The sequence below is a fragment of the Corallococcus exiguus genome (genome assembly GCF_009909105.1).
GTDB lineage: Bacteria > Myxococcota > Myxococcia > Myxococcales > Myxococcaceae > Corallococcus > Corallococcus exiguus.
Window position 1 is genome coordinate 117,603 of record NZ_JAAAPK010000004.1, and the last position, 18,311, is coordinate 135,913.

General features: G+C 69.3%; 23 protein-coding genes. All 23 read right to left on the bottom strand.

Features of this window, described 5'->3' with window-relative positions:
• Position 1 precedes the first annotated feature (1 nt).
• A complete protein-coding gene (locus GTZ93_RS16540; RefSeq protein WP_139915179.1) occupies positions 2-388 on the bottom strand; it encodes a GPW/gp25 family protein in 387 nt (128 codons plus the stop codon).
• Positions 389-395: 7 nt separating this feature from the next.
• Positions 396-1,070 (bottom strand): hypothetical protein, encoded by a 675-nt coding sequence (locus GTZ93_RS16545; protein WP_139915180.1) that lies wholly within the window; start codon positions 1,068-1,070, stop codon positions 396-398.
• An 8-nt stretch (positions 1,071-1,078) separates the two neighbouring features.
• Positions 1,079-1,657 carry a phage baseplate assembly protein V gene (locus tag GTZ93_RS16550; RefSeq protein ID WP_139915181.1) on the bottom strand — a complete coding sequence of 193 codons (579 nt, stop codon included), beginning with the start codon at positions 1,655-1,657 and terminating at the stop codon, positions 1,079-1,081.
• A gap of 10 nt (positions 1,658-1,667) precedes the next feature.
• The gene (locus GTZ93_RS16555) at positions 1,668-2,951 is read right to left on the bottom strand and encodes a phage late control D family protein (RefSeq protein WP_139915182.1); all 1,284 of its coding nucleotides are present in this window, start codon (positions 2,949-2,951) and stop codon (positions 1,668-1,670) included.
• Positions 2,948-3,289: a hypothetical protein gene (locus GTZ93_RS16560; RefSeq protein ID WP_139915183.1), complete on the bottom strand. Its 342-nt coding sequence runs from the start codon at positions 3,287-3,289 to the stop codon at positions 2,948-2,950. The genes GTZ93_RS16555 and GTZ93_RS16560 overlap by 4 nt, the downstream gene beginning before the upstream one ends.
• Positions 3,289-3,801: a CIS tube protein gene (locus GTZ93_RS16565; protein WP_139915184.1), complete on the bottom strand. Its 513-nt coding sequence runs from the start codon at positions 3,799-3,801 to the stop codon at positions 3,289-3,291. The genes GTZ93_RS16560 and GTZ93_RS16565 overlap by 1 nt, the downstream gene beginning before the upstream one ends.
• Before the next feature lie 15 nt (positions 3,802-3,816).
• The gene (locus tag GTZ93_RS16570) at positions 3,817-6,510 is read right to left on the bottom strand and encodes a phage tail tape measure protein (protein WP_139915185.1); all 2,694 of its coding nucleotides are present in this window, start codon (positions 6,508-6,510) and stop codon (positions 3,817-3,819) included.
• A 191-nt stretch (positions 6,511-6,701) separates the two neighbouring features.
• Positions 6,702-7,475 (bottom strand): hypothetical protein, encoded by a 774-nt coding sequence (locus tag GTZ93_RS16580; RefSeq protein WP_139915187.1) that lies wholly within the window; start codon positions 7,473-7,475, stop codon positions 6,702-6,704.
• Between the two features lie 561 nt (positions 7,476-8,036).
• On the bottom strand, positions 8,037-8,498 hold the full coding sequence (locus tag GTZ93_RS16585) for a phage tail protein (RefSeq protein WP_139915188.1): 462 nt from the start codon (positions 8,496-8,498) through the stop codon (positions 8,037-8,039).
• 11 nt (positions 8,499-8,509) lie between these two features.
• Positions 8,510-9,301: a phage tail sheath family protein gene (locus tag GTZ93_RS42775; protein ID WP_257978928.1), complete on the bottom strand. Its 792-nt coding sequence runs from the start codon at positions 9,299-9,301 to the stop codon at positions 8,510-8,512.
• Positions 9,192-10,727, bottom strand: a complete 1,536-nt coding sequence (locus tag GTZ93_RS43260; protein WP_139915189.1) for a phage tail sheath protein — start codon at positions 10,725-10,727, stop codon at positions 9,192-9,194. Before GTZ93_RS43260 ends, GTZ93_RS42775 begins: the two co-directional genes overlap by 110 nt.
• Positions 10,724-11,053 (bottom strand): hypothetical protein, encoded by a 330-nt coding sequence (locus GTZ93_RS16600; protein ID WP_139915190.1) that lies wholly within the window; start codon positions 11,051-11,053, stop codon positions 10,724-10,726. The genes GTZ93_RS43260 and GTZ93_RS16600 overlap by 4 nt, the downstream gene beginning before the upstream one ends.
• The gene (locus tag GTZ93_RS16605) at positions 11,050-11,952 is read right to left on the bottom strand and encodes an IPT/TIG domain-containing protein (protein WP_139915191.1); all 903 of its coding nucleotides are present in this window, start codon (positions 11,950-11,952) and stop codon (positions 11,050-11,052) included. Before GTZ93_RS16605 ends, GTZ93_RS16600 begins: the two co-directional genes overlap by 4 nt.
• Positions 11,952-12,557, bottom strand: coding sequence for a hypothetical protein (locus tag GTZ93_RS16610; protein ID WP_139915192.1), 606 nt, complete (start codon positions 12,555-12,557; stop codon positions 11,952-11,954). Before GTZ93_RS16610 ends, GTZ93_RS16605 begins: the two co-directional genes overlap by 1 nt.
• 7 nt (positions 12,558-12,564) lie before the next feature.
• Positions 12,565-13,209: a hypothetical protein gene (locus GTZ93_RS16615; protein WP_139915193.1), complete on the bottom strand. Its 645-nt coding sequence runs from the start codon at positions 13,207-13,209 to the stop codon at positions 12,565-12,567.
• Positions 13,206-13,514, bottom strand: coding sequence for a hypothetical protein (locus tag GTZ93_RS16620; RefSeq protein WP_139915194.1), 309 nt, complete (start codon positions 13,512-13,514; stop codon positions 13,206-13,208). The genes GTZ93_RS16615 and GTZ93_RS16620 overlap by 4 nt, the downstream gene beginning before the upstream one ends.
• Positions 13,511-14,035, bottom strand: a complete 525-nt coding sequence (locus GTZ93_RS16625) for a hypothetical protein (protein WP_139915195.1) — start codon at positions 14,033-14,035, stop codon at positions 13,511-13,513. The genes GTZ93_RS16620 and GTZ93_RS16625 overlap by 4 nt, the downstream gene beginning before the upstream one ends.
• A complete protein-coding gene (locus GTZ93_RS16630) occupies positions 14,035-14,673 on the bottom strand; it encodes a hypothetical protein (protein WP_139915196.1) in 639 nt (212 codons plus the stop codon). Before GTZ93_RS16630 ends, GTZ93_RS16625 begins: the two co-directional genes overlap by 1 nt.
• 1 nt (position 14,674) lies before the next feature.
• Positions 14,675-15,052: a hypothetical protein gene (locus tag GTZ93_RS16635; protein WP_139915197.1), complete on the bottom strand. Its 378-nt coding sequence runs from the start codon at positions 15,050-15,052 to the stop codon at positions 14,675-14,677.
• Positions 15,053-15,391: 339 nt separating this feature from the next.
• Positions 15,392-16,003: a phage major capsid protein gene (locus tag GTZ93_RS16640; RefSeq protein ID WP_139915198.1), complete on the bottom strand. Its 612-nt coding sequence runs from the start codon at positions 16,001-16,003 to the stop codon at positions 15,392-15,394.
• Between the two features lie 45 nt (positions 16,004-16,048).
• On the bottom strand, positions 16,049-16,741 hold the full coding sequence (locus tag GTZ93_RS16645; protein ID WP_139915199.1) for a hypothetical protein: 693 nt from the start codon (positions 16,739-16,741) through the stop codon (positions 16,049-16,051).
• Positions 16,738-18,090, bottom strand: coding sequence for an XkdF-like putative serine protease domain-containing protein (locus tag GTZ93_RS16650; protein ID WP_139915200.1), 1,353 nt, complete (start codon positions 18,088-18,090; stop codon positions 16,738-16,740). Before GTZ93_RS16650 ends, GTZ93_RS16645 begins: the two co-directional genes overlap by 4 nt.
• A complete protein-coding gene (locus GTZ93_RS16655; RefSeq protein ID WP_139915201.1) occupies positions 18,083-18,268 on the bottom strand; it encodes a hypothetical protein in 186 nt (61 codons plus the stop codon). The genes GTZ93_RS16650 and GTZ93_RS16655 overlap by 8 nt, the downstream gene beginning before the upstream one ends.
• Between the last annotated feature and the right edge of the window lie 43 nt (positions 18,269-18,311).

The window sequence follows — 18,311 nt, forward strand, 5'->3', positions numbered from 1 at the left end:
ATTAACCTTCCCGCTGGAAGGAGACATCCAAGTCCGCTGTCGTGTCACCTTCGCGCACGCGCACACGTAGCGTCAGCGTGACCGCCTCCTGCTTGACGCGGACCTGCACGAACTGGACGCCAGGCAACCAGCGCGCGAGCGCGTCACGGACGTACACGCGCGCCAGCTCCGCCAGCACCTTGTCGTTGCGCTGGTGGCGTAGCCGCGAGAGGCCCGCGCCGAAGCTGGTGCGCCAGGGCAGCTCGCCGGTGGAGTGGGGCGTGGCGCCTTCCGTCAGCAGCACCTGCCGCACCTTCGAGGCGAGCAGCTCGGCCCCGGTGCCGGAGGCGAAGTCGCGCTTCTTGTCTCTGCCGAAGGGGACGAGGAGATTCTGGAGCGCTCGACTCATGGTGTCCTCACGGAACGGGGATGGCCGCGCGCACCTGCTGCAGCGTGCGGACGATGGCGTCGAGGGGGGCAATGGCCTCTTCCAGTGCGCTTCCCTCGATGCTGGAGAAGTCCGGCACCTGGGGGCCACCCACCAGGCCGATGAGGACGTTGAGGAGGGCCATAAGCTGGGAGAGGGCGGCCATGGCCTTGCCGACGTTGGCGGCCTCCTGCGCGACGTTGGCCTCCGCGCAGCCGGCCACAGCCAGGAGGCCCGCGTCTCCAAGCTGAGCGGCGCGCAGCCGGGCCTGCCCGACGCTCGACAGGCGCAACTGCAGGTGGAGGAGCTGGCCACGGGCATGGCCCAGCTCGCCCAGGACGATGTCGATGACACCCACCACCGCGAGTGGCACCGAGAGCTGGGGGACGAGGCGGAGCAGCTTGGACACCTTCTCGGCCAGATTCGGCAGGGCCGCGGCGATGGCTGTCGGGTCCGGCGGTGGCCCCAGCGCGTCCGGTATCGCCTTCACGACTTCGAAGACAGCGAGCACCGCGCCGATGATGTCGAAGAGAGGCGTGAGCGGCGCGAGCGCCGGCTGAACGGCCTGCAGGAGCTGGTGGTGCTGCAAGGTGGCGCCGCCAGGCAGGGTGAGGGTTGGAGCCTCGGGCAGCGGGGGGATGTGGATGCAGATGGGCAGCGCCATGGGCGTCCTCAAATCGGCTCAGCGATGGGGCGCACCACACGGCCAGCGATGGTGACCTGGGCGGCCTCCAAGGAGATGGCGCCCACCGCGCGCAGGGTGAGGGCGGTGGTGGCCTCCAGGGTGACTGTGTTCTCCTCCGCGTCGAAGGTGAGGCAGTCGCCCGTCTTCCGGTTGGTGAGCTTCAGCTTCCGCTTCCCCACGGACTCGTCCAACTCGACGCGGAAGGTGGGCGTGGCGAGGACGCGGTTGTCGGGCGGAGACACCTGGGCTTCTTCGGGCACCTCACTCTGACCGCCCGGCTTTCCCCAGTGCGCCGAGAGGTAGTAGGGCGCGTCCACATCCCCTTGATTGAAGAAGACGGCCACCTCGGCGCCCACGTGTGGCACCGCGAAGAAGCCCGTGCCCTTGGCGCCGCCCCCGGAGGTGCCCAGGGGCCAGGCCCAGGCGGACTCGGGCTCGAGGACACCGGGGATGCACACGCGGACGCGGCCGAGCTGCGCCTCGTCGTCGCGGCTGGTGACGTAGCCCACGTACATGCCGAGGAGGCGCGTGTCATGGGCGAGGATGTCGTCGTCGAAGGTGCTCATGGTGGGCTCGCTACCTGGGGAGACTCATTCCGGCTTCCGGGTCCTCGACACCGATGGGTTGCCCGTCGCGGCGGTACTCGATGTACCGGGTGCCGGTGTCCCGCTCGAAGGCCTCGACTTCCTTCAGTGCCCCAGTCGTTTCGGGTGCGCTGGTGTTGGGCTGACCGCCCTGGGGCTGGCCTTGCTTCTCGGGGCTGGCTTGCTGCCGGCGGCCGGTGCCGTCGCGCGACAGCTTCAAATCCGTGGTGTAGCCGGAGGAGGAGAGGACGTGCTTCGCCTCGGTGACGTAGTACCGGCCGGACATGAAGCTGGAGATGCCGCGCACCTCCACGACGGACTTGGCGCGCAAGCTGGGATTGCCCACCACCTGGAGGGACAGCTTCACGGTGCCGGCTTCCGCGCGTCGGAAGCGGGCCTCGGACTCGCGCTGGGCTTGAGCAGGTGTCGAGGCTGAGGTGGGCTGGACGCTGGTGGTGCTGTTGCGGAGCTGCAGCGACGTGCTGCCCGTGCGCTTGTCCACCACCTCCAGGAAGTCCGCGAGGGTGGTGCGCTCCACGGTGGTACTGCTCGCCTGGGCCTCGAGGTTTCTCTTGGCCATGGCGTCCCGGCCGCGCACGTCCACCTTGCCCACTCGGCGGCCCAGCTCCGACTCGACGTTGACGGAGAGGACGTCGCCCCGTCCCGCGTCCGCGTACCACCACAGCACCTGTGTGGGCGCGGCGGCCTGGTTGCGCGGGCCGAAGGTGAGGCCCTTGTCGTCGACGTGGAACTCGAACTCCTCCCGCGCGGCCAGGCGCCGCAGAAAGCGCGCGTCTGTCTCCCCGGCCTGGTGGATGGTGTCGAAGGACTCTCCGGTGTCCTCGACGTGGACGGAGTCCTCCTCGTAGCCGTACTCGGCGGCCACCTCGCGCACCACCTGGGCGCGCGTCTTGCCCTTCCACGTGCGCGCCTTCGCCTCGCGGTGCATGAGGGCGGAGAGCGCCTGGCCCTCGACAGTGAGCACCTGGAAGCCCTTCAGCTTTTTCACCACCACTCGCCGCGGCGATGCCATGAGGCCCGGGTAGCCCCAGGACACTTCCAGCACCGCGCCGCCCACCAACTCCTCCTTCTCGAAGAGGGCCAGGTCGAAGTTGTCCAACTGGAGGGACAGCTTGTCGGCCTTCGTCGCGGAGTCCTCAAAGGTGAGGCCGAGGACACGTCCCTCAAGGGAGAGGGCCTCACCGCTGCGGGCCTTCTCGTGTGCCAGCAGCGTGAGGCGCACGCCAGGCGCGCTCCTGTCGAGGGGCCGCGTCATTCGCCGGCCCTCCGTCGCTGCTCGCTGAGGATGACGTCGGTGAGGACACGCAGCGAGGGGATGTAGACGCGCCGCCCGGCCTCCAGCTCCAGCGTCGCGTCGATGATGGGCTCCGGCTGGAAGTCGGCAATCGCCCACCAGAAGCCGCAGGCGCGCGGGAGAGGCGCGAAGTAGCGGCCGGCCAGCCCCCAGAGGGAGTCGCTCTCTGCGACGAGGTGGACGCGCGTGTCCGCGTGCGGCTGGAAGCCGTAAGGCACCCTCTCGCTGAGGAAGAGGCGGCCGGCCTCGTCCCGCAGGCCGAGGGAGAAGGAGTAGCGGCTGCCGGCGTGAGGGGCCACTACGGCACCTCCTGACGGAGCTGCTCGGAGGTGATGCGGGCGTCGAGAATCTCCTCGAAGGTGACGGTGGCGGTGTAAACGAGGACGCGTCCGTCGACGGCGAGCTGGCGGTACTGGAACTCCACGCTGGCGACGACGCACTCGACGGTGAGGAGGCCGGGCCAGAGGACGAGGACACGCGGCGGTGTCGTCGCCAGCACACCCTCGGTGCCCGCCGGGGGCACGGTGAGGGCACGCAGGAAGGCGCGGAACGCCATGATGTTGGAGGCGTCGCCCTGCTGCGTGGCGAAAAAGGCGTCCAGGTAGAACTCCACGCCCGCCAACTGCCGGTTGGAGGTGCCCTGGAACTGGAGCACCTGGTGGGAGAGGCCAGGCACCGCCAGGCGGTTCCAATTCACCTGGAGCTTCTCGGTGAGCTGCGTGGGGTTGAAGAGGCACTCCATGGCCTCGCCGGTGAGGACATTCACGAGGAGGCAGCGCGGGGGACGGGCAAGGCCGGCGGCGATGGACATGTCGGGGCCCGCCTCTCAGTAAGACGCCATGGGGGAGAAGCTGCGGGAGGCGGCGTCCCTCTCGGCGCGCGCCGTGGCCTGGGCAAGCACCTCGCCGTCCACCTGGACACTCACGAGGACGGGCGCGGCGGGAGTCGAGGCTGGCTGCGAGGAGAGCACCTCGGGCTGGGGCAGCGAGGCTTGGAGGGCCGCCACCGCCGGCATGGACGAGGACTCCAGGGGCCAGTCCACCGACGAGGTGGGCGAGGCCGTGGTGACGACGGACGCGGGTGCGGCAGCGCCCCCACTGGAGTCCTCAAGGCCGAAGGCGACGGACAAATCCCGGTGGAGGCCCAGGCGAGCTGTCCGCAGCGCCTGCTGGAGGCCGGTGTTCGCACCGAAGAGGCTCGCCACCGCGTCCACGACACCGAGGATGGCGCCTACCAGCTCCAGGAGGACGCCGGAGATGGCGTCGACCGTGCCGAAGACGATGAGCCGCAGCCCTGTCCACGCCTCGGCCCAGTTGCCGGTGAGGGCCCCGCCCAGCGTCAACACCACGCCCCAGAAGACGTCGACGATGCCGGAGAAGGCCGCCAGGGCTGCGTTGAGGACGCCTCCCACCACGGACACCACGAGGGAGACGGCGGACACCAGCACGCCCACGACGGTGGTGATGTTGCCGATGGCAAACCCGATGGCCTGCCCCATGGCCACCCAGATGCTGCCGCCGTCCCTCGCGGCGGAGCTGGTGCCCAGGAGGCCAGAGAGCGCCCCGCCGAGGACGCGGCCCAGGTGCGCCAGGCTGCCCAGGAGGACGTCGATACCGGCCTTCATGTAGCCCCACTGTCCCGCCAGGCCTTCGGCCACCTCGGCGCCGGCCGTCATGCCCATGACGACGAAGTCGAAGACGCGGGCGAGGGCGCGTCCCACGGTGGCCCCCGCCTCGCCGAAGGCGGCGAACTTCGCGGCGGCCGTGGCCGCGTCATCCCTCTCGGAGAGGAAGCCCAGCGCCGCGCCCACCCGCTGCAATGTCGCCTGGAATGCGTCGAGGGTGGGGCGCGCGGCCTCCAGGCCAGCGGAGAAGCCGTCGGCGATACCGGAGAAGAAGCTGTGGAGGCGATGGCCCCACAGGTAGAGGTTGATGAGGAAGTCCTTCAGGCCGGCGTTCTCTGCGCGGCCCAACTCCTCCCGCACCGCGTCAGAGAAGCCTCCGTCCTCGAAGAGCTGGACGAGGCCGCGGAAGGCGAGCGTCACCTGCTCCTGCACACGCCGCGCGAAGTCGCCCAGGCCGCCGAGGTTGTGACGGAAGGCGTAGGCGAGGCCGGCTGCGGCGACGCCCAGGAGGACGACAGCGCCCACGGCCGGAAGCACCGTGGCGAGAAGGCCACCCAGCGTGAGGCCCAGCACCTTGAGGCCCACCACCATCAGCGCCAGGCCCACCTTCGCGGCGATGACGGCGCCGACGAGGGTAGCCAGGGCACCAGCTCCGAGCGCGAAGGCTGCGAAGGCGCGCTTCACCGGGCCGGGCAACGCCTGGAAGACACCCAGCACCTGCTGCACCGCGCTGGCGACGAGGGTGACGAGGGGCTTCAGCACCTGGCTGAAGGGCTCTCCGAGAATGATGGCCAGCGTTGCCAGGTTCCCGGACAACAGCGTCTTCTGCCCCTCGAAGGTATCCAGCATCTGCTCGCGGAACTTCGTGGCCGTGCCGCCCGCATTCTCGAACTGGTCGCGCAGGTACTTGAGGGCATCGGCGCCTCGGACGACTTCGCCGGTGTCCTTGCGGATGCCGTTGGAGAACTGCGTGAGGATGGCATTCACGCCACCGAGCGCTTCGCGGCCGAACGCCTTCAGCAGGAACGCGGAGCGCTGCGCCGCCGTCATGCGCTCAAGGGCGGGCGACAGCTTGTCGAGGATGCCGAGGAAGGAGAGGAAGTTGCCCTTGGAGTCGGTGACAGCAACGCCCAGACCACGCAGGTGCTTCTGCACTTGTGGATCCGCCATGCGCTCCATGGCGACGGCCACGGCGGTGGACGCGCGCTCCACGCCGGGGACGACGTTCTTCACCAACCCCAGTGCGATGAGTGTTTCGGGCAGGGACTGGTTGAGGGCCTGCGCACCACGCGCGGCGGTGCCGAGGGCCAGGGGGAGTTCATTGGCACTGAGGGCGAAGACGTTGACGGCCTGGAGCATCTGGTCGACGGAGAGGGCGGCCTTGTCGGTGGAGATGCCGAAGGCCTTCATCGCCTGGGAGGCCAAGCCTGCGGCGCCCTGGGGCGTCAGCTCCCCCAGCGAGCCGCCGGCCAAATCCAGGACGGGCTCCAGCAGCTTCATCGCCTCAGCAGCGGTGAAGCCGGCCTGGGTGAGTTCGCGCAGGCCCAGCACGGACTCGGTGGGGGTGAATTGCGTGGCGAGGCTTGCCTTGATGGCCGCATCACGGAGCTGCCCAAGCACCTCGGCCGAGGCGCCAGAGACAGCGGCCACGCCCGCCACGGCCTGCTCGAATTGGCCGGCGGTGTTGGCCAGGGACAACGACGCGCCAATGGTGACGGCGCCCGCCGAGAAGAGGGCGATGGCGACGCCGAGCCGCTGGAATGCGCCCTCAATGCGCGCGGTGCCCAATCCCACACGCCTGTCCAGGCGCGTGAAGTTGACCTCGAGCTGGGTGAAAACGCCGGAGGCCAAGTCCCGTGCGGTGAAGACGAAGCCCAGTCCGAGGTTGTTGAGCACGCGCTACCTCCGCTTCGCCGCCTTCTCCAGTGCCTTGGCTTCGTGTGCGCGCTGCTGGCCGATTCGCTCGAGCAGCCAGTCCCTGTCCGAGGTGGGCAGCTCCAGGGCGTCACCAAGGGGAGCTGCGAGGCCGCTGCCGCCGTGCTGGTGCCAGCACAACTGGAAGAGGCCCTCGCGCCACGTCTCCAGCGTCACTCCGGGGAAGAGGTGGAGCGCTCCCGGCGCCTCGTCGTCCGCTGCTTCCCCGGGAGGAAGAAGCCCCGGTCGAAAGGGAGCTCCACCTCCTGGCGCATGAAGCACTCGGGGCACTCGACTTCGAGCGTCGTGTCCACGCCGCAGTCGACGGCGTCAAACTCGTCGACGAGGAAGTCCGCGTCGCGCAAGCTCAAGTCTTCGAGGAAGCGGCGCTTGTCGCGCGCGTCCACGCCGTCAATGTCCAGCACCCGGTAGGCGAGGACGGAGGACAGCAGTTTCTCCGGCGCCGCGCGCTGGAGCTGCGGCAGCCGCCGCTCATCTTCGCCCAGCAGCAGCTTGAAGCGCACGCGCTTGCCGGCGTCCGGCAGCGTCGTCTCGAAGCGGTTGCCGGCCATGAAGGCCGTGCGGCTGGCGTCCGAGAGGGCGCGCACCGGCAACTGCGTCAAGTCCAGCTCCCAGTCGATGCGGGCTCGGCAGGAGGCAGCCTGACAGGGGACGGCGAAGACGTACTCGGGGCCGTAGGTGAGGACGCGCACTTGGAGGAGCGCGTAGAAGCGGTCCCCCTGCAGCACTCGGCCCCAGTCCACCTTCCCGTCGGTGAAGGTGTAGGGGCCTGCCTCCAGCAGCTCTTCCCAGCACGCGGAGAGCAGCTCATCCACCTGGCCGCCGCTCTTCGCCAGCTTCCTGTCCGCGAGGACTCTCTCCTCGCGCACCTTCATGCCGCGGATGCGGCCCGTCAGCCCCGAGGGGCATGAGATGATGTCCGCCATGTTGTCCTGCCTCCGGGAAGGACAAAGGCATCGGACGGAAAATCGGGGACATCGACAGACGCAGCACCCAATCTCGGTGGGGGACTCATGAACGCGTTGGTCTGGTCAGGGCCATTTCGGATTTCCGAGTTGCTGGCGGGGTGCATGGACGAGCAGTCCCTGCCTCCGAAGTCCAAGGCCGTCTATCTGGTCTCTCGGCGACGTTGGGAGGAGGAGCCAACCGAGAAGTGTGTCCCGCTATACGTTGGAGGGAACACGGGCTCCTCGCAGCGCTTTCGCACTCGGATTGGGGACCTGATCGCCGACCTGCATGGCTTCTACGGTGGAGGGACAGGTCATCACAGTGGTGCGCAGGAGCTTCGGAAGTGGTGCATCAGAGAAAAGGTCCACCCAGGACGACTCTTTCTGGGCTGGGCCACGACGAAGCCCTGGTGTGGGCGGTGTGCCGAAGTTCTTCTCGTGAATGAGTTCGTTGACGCATGGGCTGAGCGGGCGCCTCTGTGCAATGTCAGGCGCCCGCCAAGCTGCAGCACTCATGGAGAGTACGTGACTGGCTGAGTCCTACTTGGCCAGCTCGAAGAAGTCGTAGGTGAGGGTGACGCTTTCGATGACGTTCTCGTCGGACTCGTTGTCCCACTCACCCGCGACGAACTTCACTGGCCAGGCGTGCGCGAGGCTCCACCGGCGCAGCGTGGTGCCGTCCCTGTCTTGCTGGACGATGTCGAGGTTGCGCTTATAGAGGCTGTCCGGCAGGCCCAGGCCGCTGGTGGTGTGCACGACGTCCTGGAACCAGTCGAAGAGTTCGTGATCCTGCGTGGCGCCGCGCTCGAGGGTGACGTCGGAGAACGTGAGGCGCCCCGGGGACTTGTTGGGGATGAGGCTGCCGCCCTCGAAGTATTGGACGTTGGCGACCTCGACGGACAACTCGCTGCACTTCTGGAAACCGGAGTGCCCGAGGCCGTCAGCCTCACAGAGAAACTTGAAGCGCTTATGGAAGCTGCGCGGTTGTCCGATGATGGCCATGGCCAGTCTCCTTACAGGCCCGCCGAAGCCAGCTCGGCTTCGAGGGCGCGGGTGTCCTGGGCGATGCGCAGGATGAGGAACTCGGCCGGCTTGTTGGTGGCGAGCCCGATGCGCGCCACCAGCTTTCCGGCGAAGACGACGGACGGTGGGTTGAGGGCGTCCGAGACGTCGACGAAGAAGGCCTTGGCGGGCTCCTGACTGCGGAAGGCCCCGTTCTTCATCTGCGCGAGCAGGAAGGCGGCAATGGAGCGGCGCACCTGCGCGCGCAGCCCCTCCGTGTTGTTGCGGTGCCTCGCGAACTGCAAACCGGACTTGAGGCTGCGCTCAATGAAGGACACCCCGCGCCGCTCGGCGACGTAGGGGAAGTTGCCGCTGGCCTTCAACGTGCGGCTGCCGTCGATGAAGCGCGGCAGGCCGGGCCCGGAGGTGAGCGGGTTGATGCGGCGGGGGTAGACGATGTCCCGCTTCTTCTCTTCGAGGCACTCCTTGGACTCGAAGCCGAGGACGCCGAACATGCGCCCGGCCTCGATGCCCGCGGGCGCGTCATACACACCCCCGGGGCGCGCGCCGTCGTTGCGCGCGAAGACGCCGGCGATGATGCCGGAGGGCGGGACGACGAGCTGCGCGGCGTTGCCGAAGACGCCGCGGGCGGGGTTGAGCACCTTGACGCGGGGCCAGTAGAGGGCCGCGTGCTCAGAGAGCCCTTCGAGGGCGGCCTCCTGCGAGACGTAGGAGACGATGTCCGTGGCGCTGTAGCCCGCGGGCGAGTCGAGGACGGCGAAGACGAGGCCGTCGCGCGCCACCTCGCAGTAGCGCACCATGGCGTTGTGGACAGCGGGCGTGGCGCGCCCGGGCACCAGGAGAAGGGAGAGGTCCTGCACTTCGTCGAGCGCGTAAAAGGCCGCTCCGGCCGGCCTCCGAGCCGATGAAGTCCGTGTCGTCCAGGCCGACGAGGCCGTCCGCGCCGCCCGAGAGGGCCACCGTCTGCTCGTCCGGAATCGCATCCGGTTGCACCATGAAGGCCCGGACGTAGGTGGAGCCGGTGCGCTCGTTATTGAGGACGCGCTCGACGTAGCGTGCGTCGCCCTGGGCCGAGGAGAGGTTGGGGAAGGACTCGCGGTAGGCACCGTCCTCGAGGACGAGGACGTCGAAGGTTTCGGGAGCTCCATTCGTCGGGGGCCGCACCTCTACCTCGAGGCGGTTGGCGTAGGCGCCCGCGTCCTTCGCCTCCAGGTGGAGGATGTCGGTGGCGCCCGAGGCGTCGCCCGTGTGCAGCAGCGCGTCGAGTCCGAGGCCGGAGCCCGCATCTCCCTGCACACGCAAGGAGGCACCAGGCCCCGTGGACTGGGTGAGCAACTGCAGGGCCCCCAGGGAGGACGGTGCCACTCGGACACCCGCCACCGCCGCCTCCACGAGGGCGCGCACCTCGGCCAGCTCGACGGCGCGCAGACTCTGGACGTTGCCGCTCCCCACCTGCGGGCCGCCCGCGAAGCCGAAGACGGTGTTGGCCACCGCGTCGCCCACCTCCAGGCGGCTGGAGGCGCCCTGGGTGTCGCTGGCGATTCTCAGCACACCGGCCTCCACGGTGGCACGTCCGCCGATGAGTCCCGTGTTGAGGACGGCGGCCACCTCCTGGGCGGTGGCCTGGGCGATGTCGCTGAAGTCCTCCTCGTTGAAGAGGACGAAGACATCCCGCCCGTCGTCGATGCGCACCCGGAGCGACTGCCCGGCGGTGAGGGCGTAGGGGCCGGGGCGGCCCGCGGAGACGGAAGCCGCGGTGCCGGAGAAGACGACTTCCACCGCCTCGGCGCCGTTGGCGGACACCTCCAGGCGCTGGCCGTTGGCCAGGGTGAAGGGGGGACGCAGGGTGCCGCGCACGACGGCGGGCGTGGGCCCGCCGCCCGTGGTGAGGGCCGCCGCAGCAGGCGTGGCCGTGTGCGACTCGGGGTTGGAGGCGTCCTCGTAGTGGGCGGTGCGGACCGCCCACAAGTGAGTCCCTCCGTTCTCGAAGAAGCCCATGGCGGCGAGGGCCAGGTCCGAGTCCGGCGTGAAGCCGCCGAAGGTGGCCTGGTACTCTTCGAAGGAGGTGCACAGCACGGCCTGGCCGATGGGGCCTCTCTGCGCCAGGCCCACGGCCCCCACGACGGAGGTGGGCGCCGAGGGAATGCCACGGACGCGCGGCTCCTCCTCCTCCACGACGACTTTCGACGACAGCAACTCACGACTCACGAGGCACCTCGCTTCTTGCGGGACACGCGCGCCGACACCTCCGGCGCGGCAGAGGGGGGCGACGACGGCGGGGCCGTGGGGGCTTGCCGCTTCAGGGCGACTTCGCCCCGGCGAATGGCAGCCGCCACCGCAGGCACGCAGAGCGCGGCCTCGGGCACGTCCTCCAGCGACACACCCGAGGCCAGGGTGAGGGAGGAGGGCAGGCGCCGGCCGCCACGGCCTGGCTGCACGCTGCAGGCACACTCGCCGCGTGCGACGCAGTACGACTCATGGGGCAGGAGGAAGGTGACGAGCCTGCCCAAGGCATTGGTGAGGGTGATGCTCATGAGGTGCCTCCGGAGAGAGAGTCCGTGTCGAGGTGAGTGCCGGCGACGGCCTTGCCGATGTCGAGGGGCAGGCCCTCGTCCACGTCGAAACCGCGCACGAGGAATCCCCAGGTGAAGGCGCGCACGTCGTCGCGGCTGCCAAGCTGCGTGCGCGCCTCGCCTTCCGCGTCCATTTCCCAGCGGACGGTGCCGCGCGAGGCGTCCTCCGTGTCCCGCGCCATGGAGAGCCAGCGGTTGCGGTTGAGGAAAGTGGCCACGGCGGCCATGAGGTTGAAGAGTTCGGCGGTGCGCTCGGAGGCCACCGTGAGGGTGAAGGCCAGGTCCACCGTGTACGCGGGGCGCCTGCGCACCAGCTCCGCACCGGAGGGGCCCTGCACGATGTCCTCGTGCAACACGTTGGTGGAGTAGCGACGACTCTCGCGCAGCGTGGGGCCTGACAGCACCACCGAGGGCAGCGAGGCCATGGCGATGACGTTGAGGCCGTCGGCCACCTTGTCGTCGTAGTCGACGGAGACGCTGGCGCTGACGTTGGCCACCACCTGCTGCTTCAACTCGCGCAGCAGCGTGCGTACGAGGCGGGTGAGGTCCGCTTCCTTTGCGACGCGTGGACGCAGGTAGCGGTACGCCCCCGGCAGGACAGCGGCCTCGCCTGGAATGGGGCGTCCGTCCGCGGAGAGGTTGAGCAGCTCTACGTCGACGGTGCCAACCTCGTGGGCCGACGTCCGCACGTCCACGTAGGCAGTGCCTGCCTCTTCACGGACGGAGAGCACCTCCGCGCGCAGTCCGCCCAGGCGCACGGCCACCCGCGCGGCGAAGCCAGTGCCGGCGAGGCGGAGAATGTCGCCGCCGCTGGTGGGCCCCGAGGAGGGCGTCACGGAGGTGAGGGAGGGGAGGGCCATTACCCGGGCCCTCCGAGGCCCAGCTCTTTCGCGACGCGCGCGAGGAAGCGGCGGCTGGCGCCCTGGCGAAACCGTGCGAAGGCTGGCCGCAGGAAGGGGCGCGCTGGCGTCTGCGTCACAATGACGCCGCGCCCCCTGCCGCTGTTACGCGACTCGCCGGCCAGGCCGGCCTGGCGCAGCAGCGCGAAGAGGAAGCGCCGCATCTTCGGCGTCATGGGGATGACGACGGGTGGGCCTCCGTACTCCTGGAGCTGCGCCACGTCGACGAGGGACTCGCCGTCCGGGCTCTTCGCCGAGCGCGAGACGCCAATGAATGCCTCGTCGCCCTCCACGACGACACTGATTGAGTTGCGCAGCGCGCCCGAGACGAGGAGGGACTTCGTACCGGAGAAGCCCGCGAGCTGGCGCGCCGCGAGCGTGAGGGGAGAGGGTGGGCGGAGCGGCTCGCCACCTGGCGCCTGCTGGGTGAGGCCCTGCACCACCTCCTTTCGCAGGGCGTACGCCTCCTGGCGCAAGGCCGTCTGCAACGCCCCCTCAAGGCGTGACGAGCTCGCCGCCAGCAGTTGGCGGGCCCGTTCCCAGTCCCCGGTGCGCGAGACGGCCATGGACGACTCAGCCCTGCTTGGCCCGCAGGTGGGGGACGTGCGAGTTGAGCCACTCCAGGGCCACGTTCGTGGCCTCACTCACCACCGCGCCGTGGCGGACGGACACGGAGGTGAGGGCCAGCGTGTGGGCGGCGACTTCCACGTCCTCCGGCCGGCAGCCGTAATTCTTCAGTCCCTCGGCGATGGGGCGCACGGCGGGCAGGGTGCCGTAGCGCCAGTAGTGCAGCTCCAGGTTGCAGGTGTACGCCTCGGCCTCAGAGCGGGCGCGCGCGGAGGTGCTGGTGAGGTAGGCCAACTCGTAGCTGGGGCCCTCCTCGTCGTGCTGGACGACGTGCTGGTGCTCGTGGACGCACACCACCACCTGGGCCCACAAATCCCAGCCCCCCTTCGGCACGCCCACCTCGAAGGGCAGGTAGAGGGTGCGGCCCACGGTGGTGGCGTACTTCTCCAGGAAGCGCTGCCTGTCGAGGATGCCCATGCGCTGCAGCGCCTCGGCCGCGAGCTGCATTTCGAGGGAGTCGGCCTTGTTGGCCGTCTTGGTGCGCAGGCGCGACTGCATGTGCTGGAAGAAGGCCCACACCTCGGCGGGTTGAATCTCGCCGCGCTGGAAGAGAGTGCCCACGCCGGGGAGAGACTGGAGGTAGCCCTTCACAGGACACCGCCTTCCTCGGCGCCCGCGTCGACGGTGCCGGCGTCGAAGGTGCCCGCGTCCACGGTGGTGGGCAGGCAGGTGTGGCCGGCGACGTCCTCCTCGCTGACGTAGGCGCAGGTGAATGCCACGCTGCTGTGCTCGCTGACGGCGTCGCAGTCGGCCAGCACCTGCCAGTTGCCGTCGCCGTTGCAGATTTCGGCGACGTTGCCAGCGCAGCGCGTGGACACCGGAGCGCACCCGTCCGGCGCTCGGCAGCGGGTGAGGAGGGCGGTGGCGAGTAGTGGGGCGAGAAGCAGTGCTTTCATGCGAGTCCTCGGGCTTGGGGCCTGTCGTTGAAGGTGACGAGAAGGAGGTTGCGGCGAGGCCTCCGGCGGTGGAGGCCGAAGCCCGTGGGGCGCGCCTCCGTGACGTACAGCCCGGGAGGCGTCCTCACTGCCTGCACGAGTGCGCCCATGACGTCGTAGAGGGCCCCCAGCCTGTCGCTGGGGCGGATGAGGGCGTCGCCCGTGGCCGCGTCGACGAGGCCGAGGCGCTCGAGGTCGCGGAAGTGGAAGACGAGCTCGAAGCTCGTCCGGGGGCTGTTGCCGGAAGGAGTCATGCGCAATGACTCAAAGGCATCCGGCTCCACCTGGCAGGGGACACGCACGGGCGGAAATTCGCGGCGGAAGGCTTCGGACAGGCCGTCGTCGTCCGCGTCCACCAGCACCGGCTCGCGGAAGTCCGCGTCGTACCCGCTGGCATGAGGGCCCGGGCCGGGCCCCGCCATGGCGACGGAGTCCAGGCGGTGCAGCTCGGCCAAGAAGGGGAAGATGAGCTTGCCCCGCATTAGACGGCCCCGGGCAAGGAAGGCTTCACGTAGGGGGCAAGGAAGGTGTCCACCTCCGGCTCGCCGGTGAGAGGCCGCACCGCAGGGCGGATGCTGTCCAAGCGGTAGCTCTGCTCGCGCGTCCTCTCTTCCACCACGCGCCAGCGCGTGCGCTCCTCCAACGAGTCTTCGTCCGCCAAGGGCGAGAGGCTGCGCAGGACGAGGAGCATGCACGCGCGGCGGATGGCGAGCGGCGTGCGCCCCTCCGGCGTCCCGTCGGCCTCGGTGTAGCCCCAGCGTGCGCCCACCGTGATGTTGCCCTCGCCGCGCGGGAAGACGCGCCCGTGGCGAAAGGTGAGGCGGGGCCCATCAAAGCCCGGGCCCACCGGAGCACCCACCACGACCAGGTGTTCCCGCGAGAAGGACACGTCCTCCCCGTACAGCGCCAGGCGGTAGAGGCGGATGGGTGGTACCGGCAGCCAAAGGGAGGGGGTGCCACGCCCGTCGAGGTGCAACGTCGCCGAGCGCGGCTCGAAGTGCCACCCCGTCACCTTGTCGATGGTGCGCATCGCCTCCTCGAGAAGGACGGCCAGGCGGGTGTCGCCCGCCATGGCCGCAGTGACGCCCTCGGCGCGCAAGTCGGCCACCGTGGCGTACACGTCAGTCCTTCTCCCGCTTGCCGCGGCGCGTGTCCTTCTCCTCGCTGGCCTTCGGAATGTCCTCCGTCGTCAGCGTGCCGGCGGGCCGCGCCGCACTCAGCTTCAGCTCGTCGCTGGCGCTGCGCTTCACGCGGGCCTCGTCGGCCTCGGTGGCATCGAGGGCCTTCGCCTCGGCGTCCGTGCTCACGTCGAAGGCGAGCGGCGAGTACGCGTCGCCGGGCAACTGGCGCACGGTGCGCAGGTAGTCCGCCACCGGCTTCTCCACCCGGTACCAGCCGCGCTCCTCTTGAAACTTGATGCCGGCATACGTGTAGCGCCGCAGCACGTGGCCCCGGCGCGCGTCGTAGGCCTTCAGTCGGACGAGATAGGTGTTGTCCATGGGGTGGGCCTCACAACTGCACGTTGATGGCCTTGGCCGTGCCCGACTCCTCGGCGAACTTCGCGTCGAAGCGCAGGGTGGCCACCACCTTCAGCGTGCCCTCGGAGATGTCGCGCGCAGACTCGATGCGAATCTGCCGCCAGATGCCGACGTGGATGTTCTTGGGGTTGGTCAGCAGGATGGCCGTGCGGTCATTTGTTGCACCGAGGTTCTCCGGCCAGAGAGGAATCGGCCGAACCGGGACGCCCGAGTAGAGGACCGGCGCATCGCCCTCGAGGAACTTGTCGCCGACCGCCGTGGCCCGCTCCGCGAGCGAGCTGCGGTAGTCCAGGTCCGCGTCTACCGAGGTAAGAGGAACCCCATGCTGCTCTTGTCGCGGAGGTGCTCCGAGGGCAGCGACTTGAGCAGGTCGCCGAGGACGTCCTTGCTGATGGGCGCGCCGGCCGCGTCGACGACGTTGCTGGTGGCCTGCTTCAGTACGCCATCCATCGTGGCGAGGAAGGGGTCCGCCGAGGCCGTGTCCCCGTTGACGAGGATCTCCTCCATGTCCCTGGAGATGGCGTCCGCGAGCATCTCCATGAGCGTCTGCCGCAGCTCGCCGCGCTCGATGCTGTCTTCGAGCACTTCGTCGGAGAGTCGCACTTCGCCCTTGAAGAGCTTCGCGTCCAGCTCCACCTGGGAGAGGTCCGGCTTCACACGCTGCGCGGCGGGGACGGCGGTGGCCTCCTGTCCCGGACGGAGGATGCGGCTGCCGAACTTCAGCTTGGAGAACTGCTGCTTGGGTGCCGCCATGGGAACGACGGTGCACTGCTGCAGCAGGACGGATTGTTTAATCAGCAGGCGCAGGAACTTCTGCGCCTGCGCCGGCTGGAGGACGCCGCCGCCGGCCGTGAGGTCGGCGAGGGCCAGGTCCGCCTTGGCCAAGAGGGTGCTGTTGTCGATACGACTCATGGGGATTCCTTCGGCGTTGAGGCTTCCTGGTGGCGGGTGGGGACGTCAGACGTCGTGGAAGGAGAGGGCCTTGTCGACGCTCTCCCGGTTGAGGGGCTTGTTCATGTCGAGGGGCCAACCGACGTCCTCGACGGTGGGCTTGGGCGGGCGCTCCGCGGTGGCGCTGCTGTTGGGCAGGCCGAACTGCTTCTCCACGCGCCCCAGTCGCTGGTGCTGCTCCTTCACGGAGCCCTCCAGCGCGCGGACGGCGTCGGTGAGCTTCGTCAGTCCTTCCATGACGCCGGAGGCGTCGGGGCTCGGCGCGGGCGGAGTCGGCTGAGGAGCCGGCGCGGGGTTGGCGGCCTTGGCGCGCGCCTCGACGTCCTCCTCGTCCTCGGGGTCGTCTTCGTCCTCGTCCAGGGCGTCGGCGAGCGCGCGCAGGTGCTGGGCCACCTCCACCACGCGCACGCCGTCGATGCCGTCCGTGGAGGCCAGCGCCTCGACGAGTGCCGTCACTGCTTCGAGGGCCTGCTGGGCGGAGGCGAGGACTGCGTCCTCGGCGTTGGCGGTGTCCGAAGCGGCGCCGCTATCGCCCTCGGCTTGCGTGGTGTCCTGGGGAGCGTCGTGCATGGTGTCTCCATCTCGCTTCACCAAGAGGAAGCGGTGTTTGTTGGCGGCCCTGTCCACGAGGGACACCTCCTCCACCACCATGTCGACGAGGCGGTGGACAGAGGCGGGGCCTTGGGTGGTGCTCGTCATGCGGCCTCCGGCTGGGCGTCAGCGGCAGGTGTGTCGGAAGGAGGCGTCCCGGTAGCCGGTGAGGCCTCGGGGAGACGGCGCGCGGTGCCCCCAATCGAGAAGCCCGTCAGTTGCCCGTCCTTCACCCGGCCCCAGAGCTCATCGGAGAGGACGCGCACGGCGAAGAGCCACGTGCCCTTGCGCACCTGCACCTCGCCCAGGGAGAAGTCGACGGGGGCCAGGTAGCTCTCCAGCACCTTCACGTGCCCGTTGACGCGCATCTGATGCATGAGGCCGAGGCCCCCGAACTCCTCCATGAAGCGGTGCGCGGCCTGACGAATCTCCGCGGCGGAGTAGAGGTCGCCCTGCGCGTCCACCGTCTCCGGCTCCAGGACGACACCCAGGACGTACCGCTCGTCGTCGGGCTCGACGCCCTTGAGGAGCGGCTTCGTCGCAAGGAAGGAGGTGGTGTCGGGCGACTCCTCCGGCTGCCAGTCGTCCACGGCGAAGTCGCTGCCGCCCTCCAGCGCCTTCGCGGCGGGCTGGTAGTTGCTGACGAGGAGCTGCGTCAGCACGGAGGAGCCGCCCACGCCGCGCATGGCGGCGATGGTGCGAGGCGTCCGGATGCGCTTCACCACGAAGCCGGAGCCCTTCAGCATCCCGGGCAGCTTCCCCCGGATGCCATACGTCATGAGCCAGCGACCCTTGAGTGACTTGAGGACGCCGTAGAAGCGCTCCTCGTCGAAGTCACCCTCGCCGACGTCGACGTTGTAGCCAGGGTACGGAGGGTCGAGAAAGAGGACGGTGTCCTTCCCGTCGTACTTGCGGACCACCTTCTCGTAGTCGCCGCCGTACACCTTCACGCGCTTGAGGCGCGGGGCGAACTGTTCAATCCGTGCGAGCGTCTTCGCCTCGACGCCCATGCCGTTGGGGCTGACGCTGCGCCCGCGCAGCTTCCCGTAGGAGAAGTGCGTCAGGTAGAGGAAGCGGTGCAGGCGCTCCACGTCCCCCTTCGGCTTGGAGTCGAAGAGGCTCTTGAAGGTCTTCTCGTCGCCGACCCACGGCAGCTTCTTCAGCTTGGCGAGGCCCGCTGGTGTCAGCTTCTGGAGGAGACGGTAGGCGTCGGCGATTTCGGGGTCCGCGTCGTTGATGGCCTCGACGTCCGAGGGGGCCTTCTCGAAGAGGACGGCGGCGCTGCCGGCGAAGGGCTCCACATACGTCATGTGCGCGGGCAGCATGGCCACCAGGCGCTTCGCCAGGCGCTTCTTGCCAGCGGGGGAGCCCCAGATGGTCTTCTCCACCGGCTCACCCTGGAGGGACTCCAGGACGTGCCGGGCCCGGGCGAGGGCCTTCGAGAGGGCGTCACCCATCCTGGAGGCCCTCCCGGTCGAAGCCCCACGTCAGCTCTCCCGAGGTGGGGAGATTGAGGTCGCGAGGCCAGACGACGGGCGTCGCCTCGGCCTTGGCCGTGGAGGTCGACTCATGCGTTGTCGTGTTGCCCTCCGGCGTCGGAGGTGAGGTGGGGGTAGTTGTCGAGGTGGCCGGCATGGCGTTTCGTCTCCGAAAGAGACAAAGGCCTGCGACGCGAAAT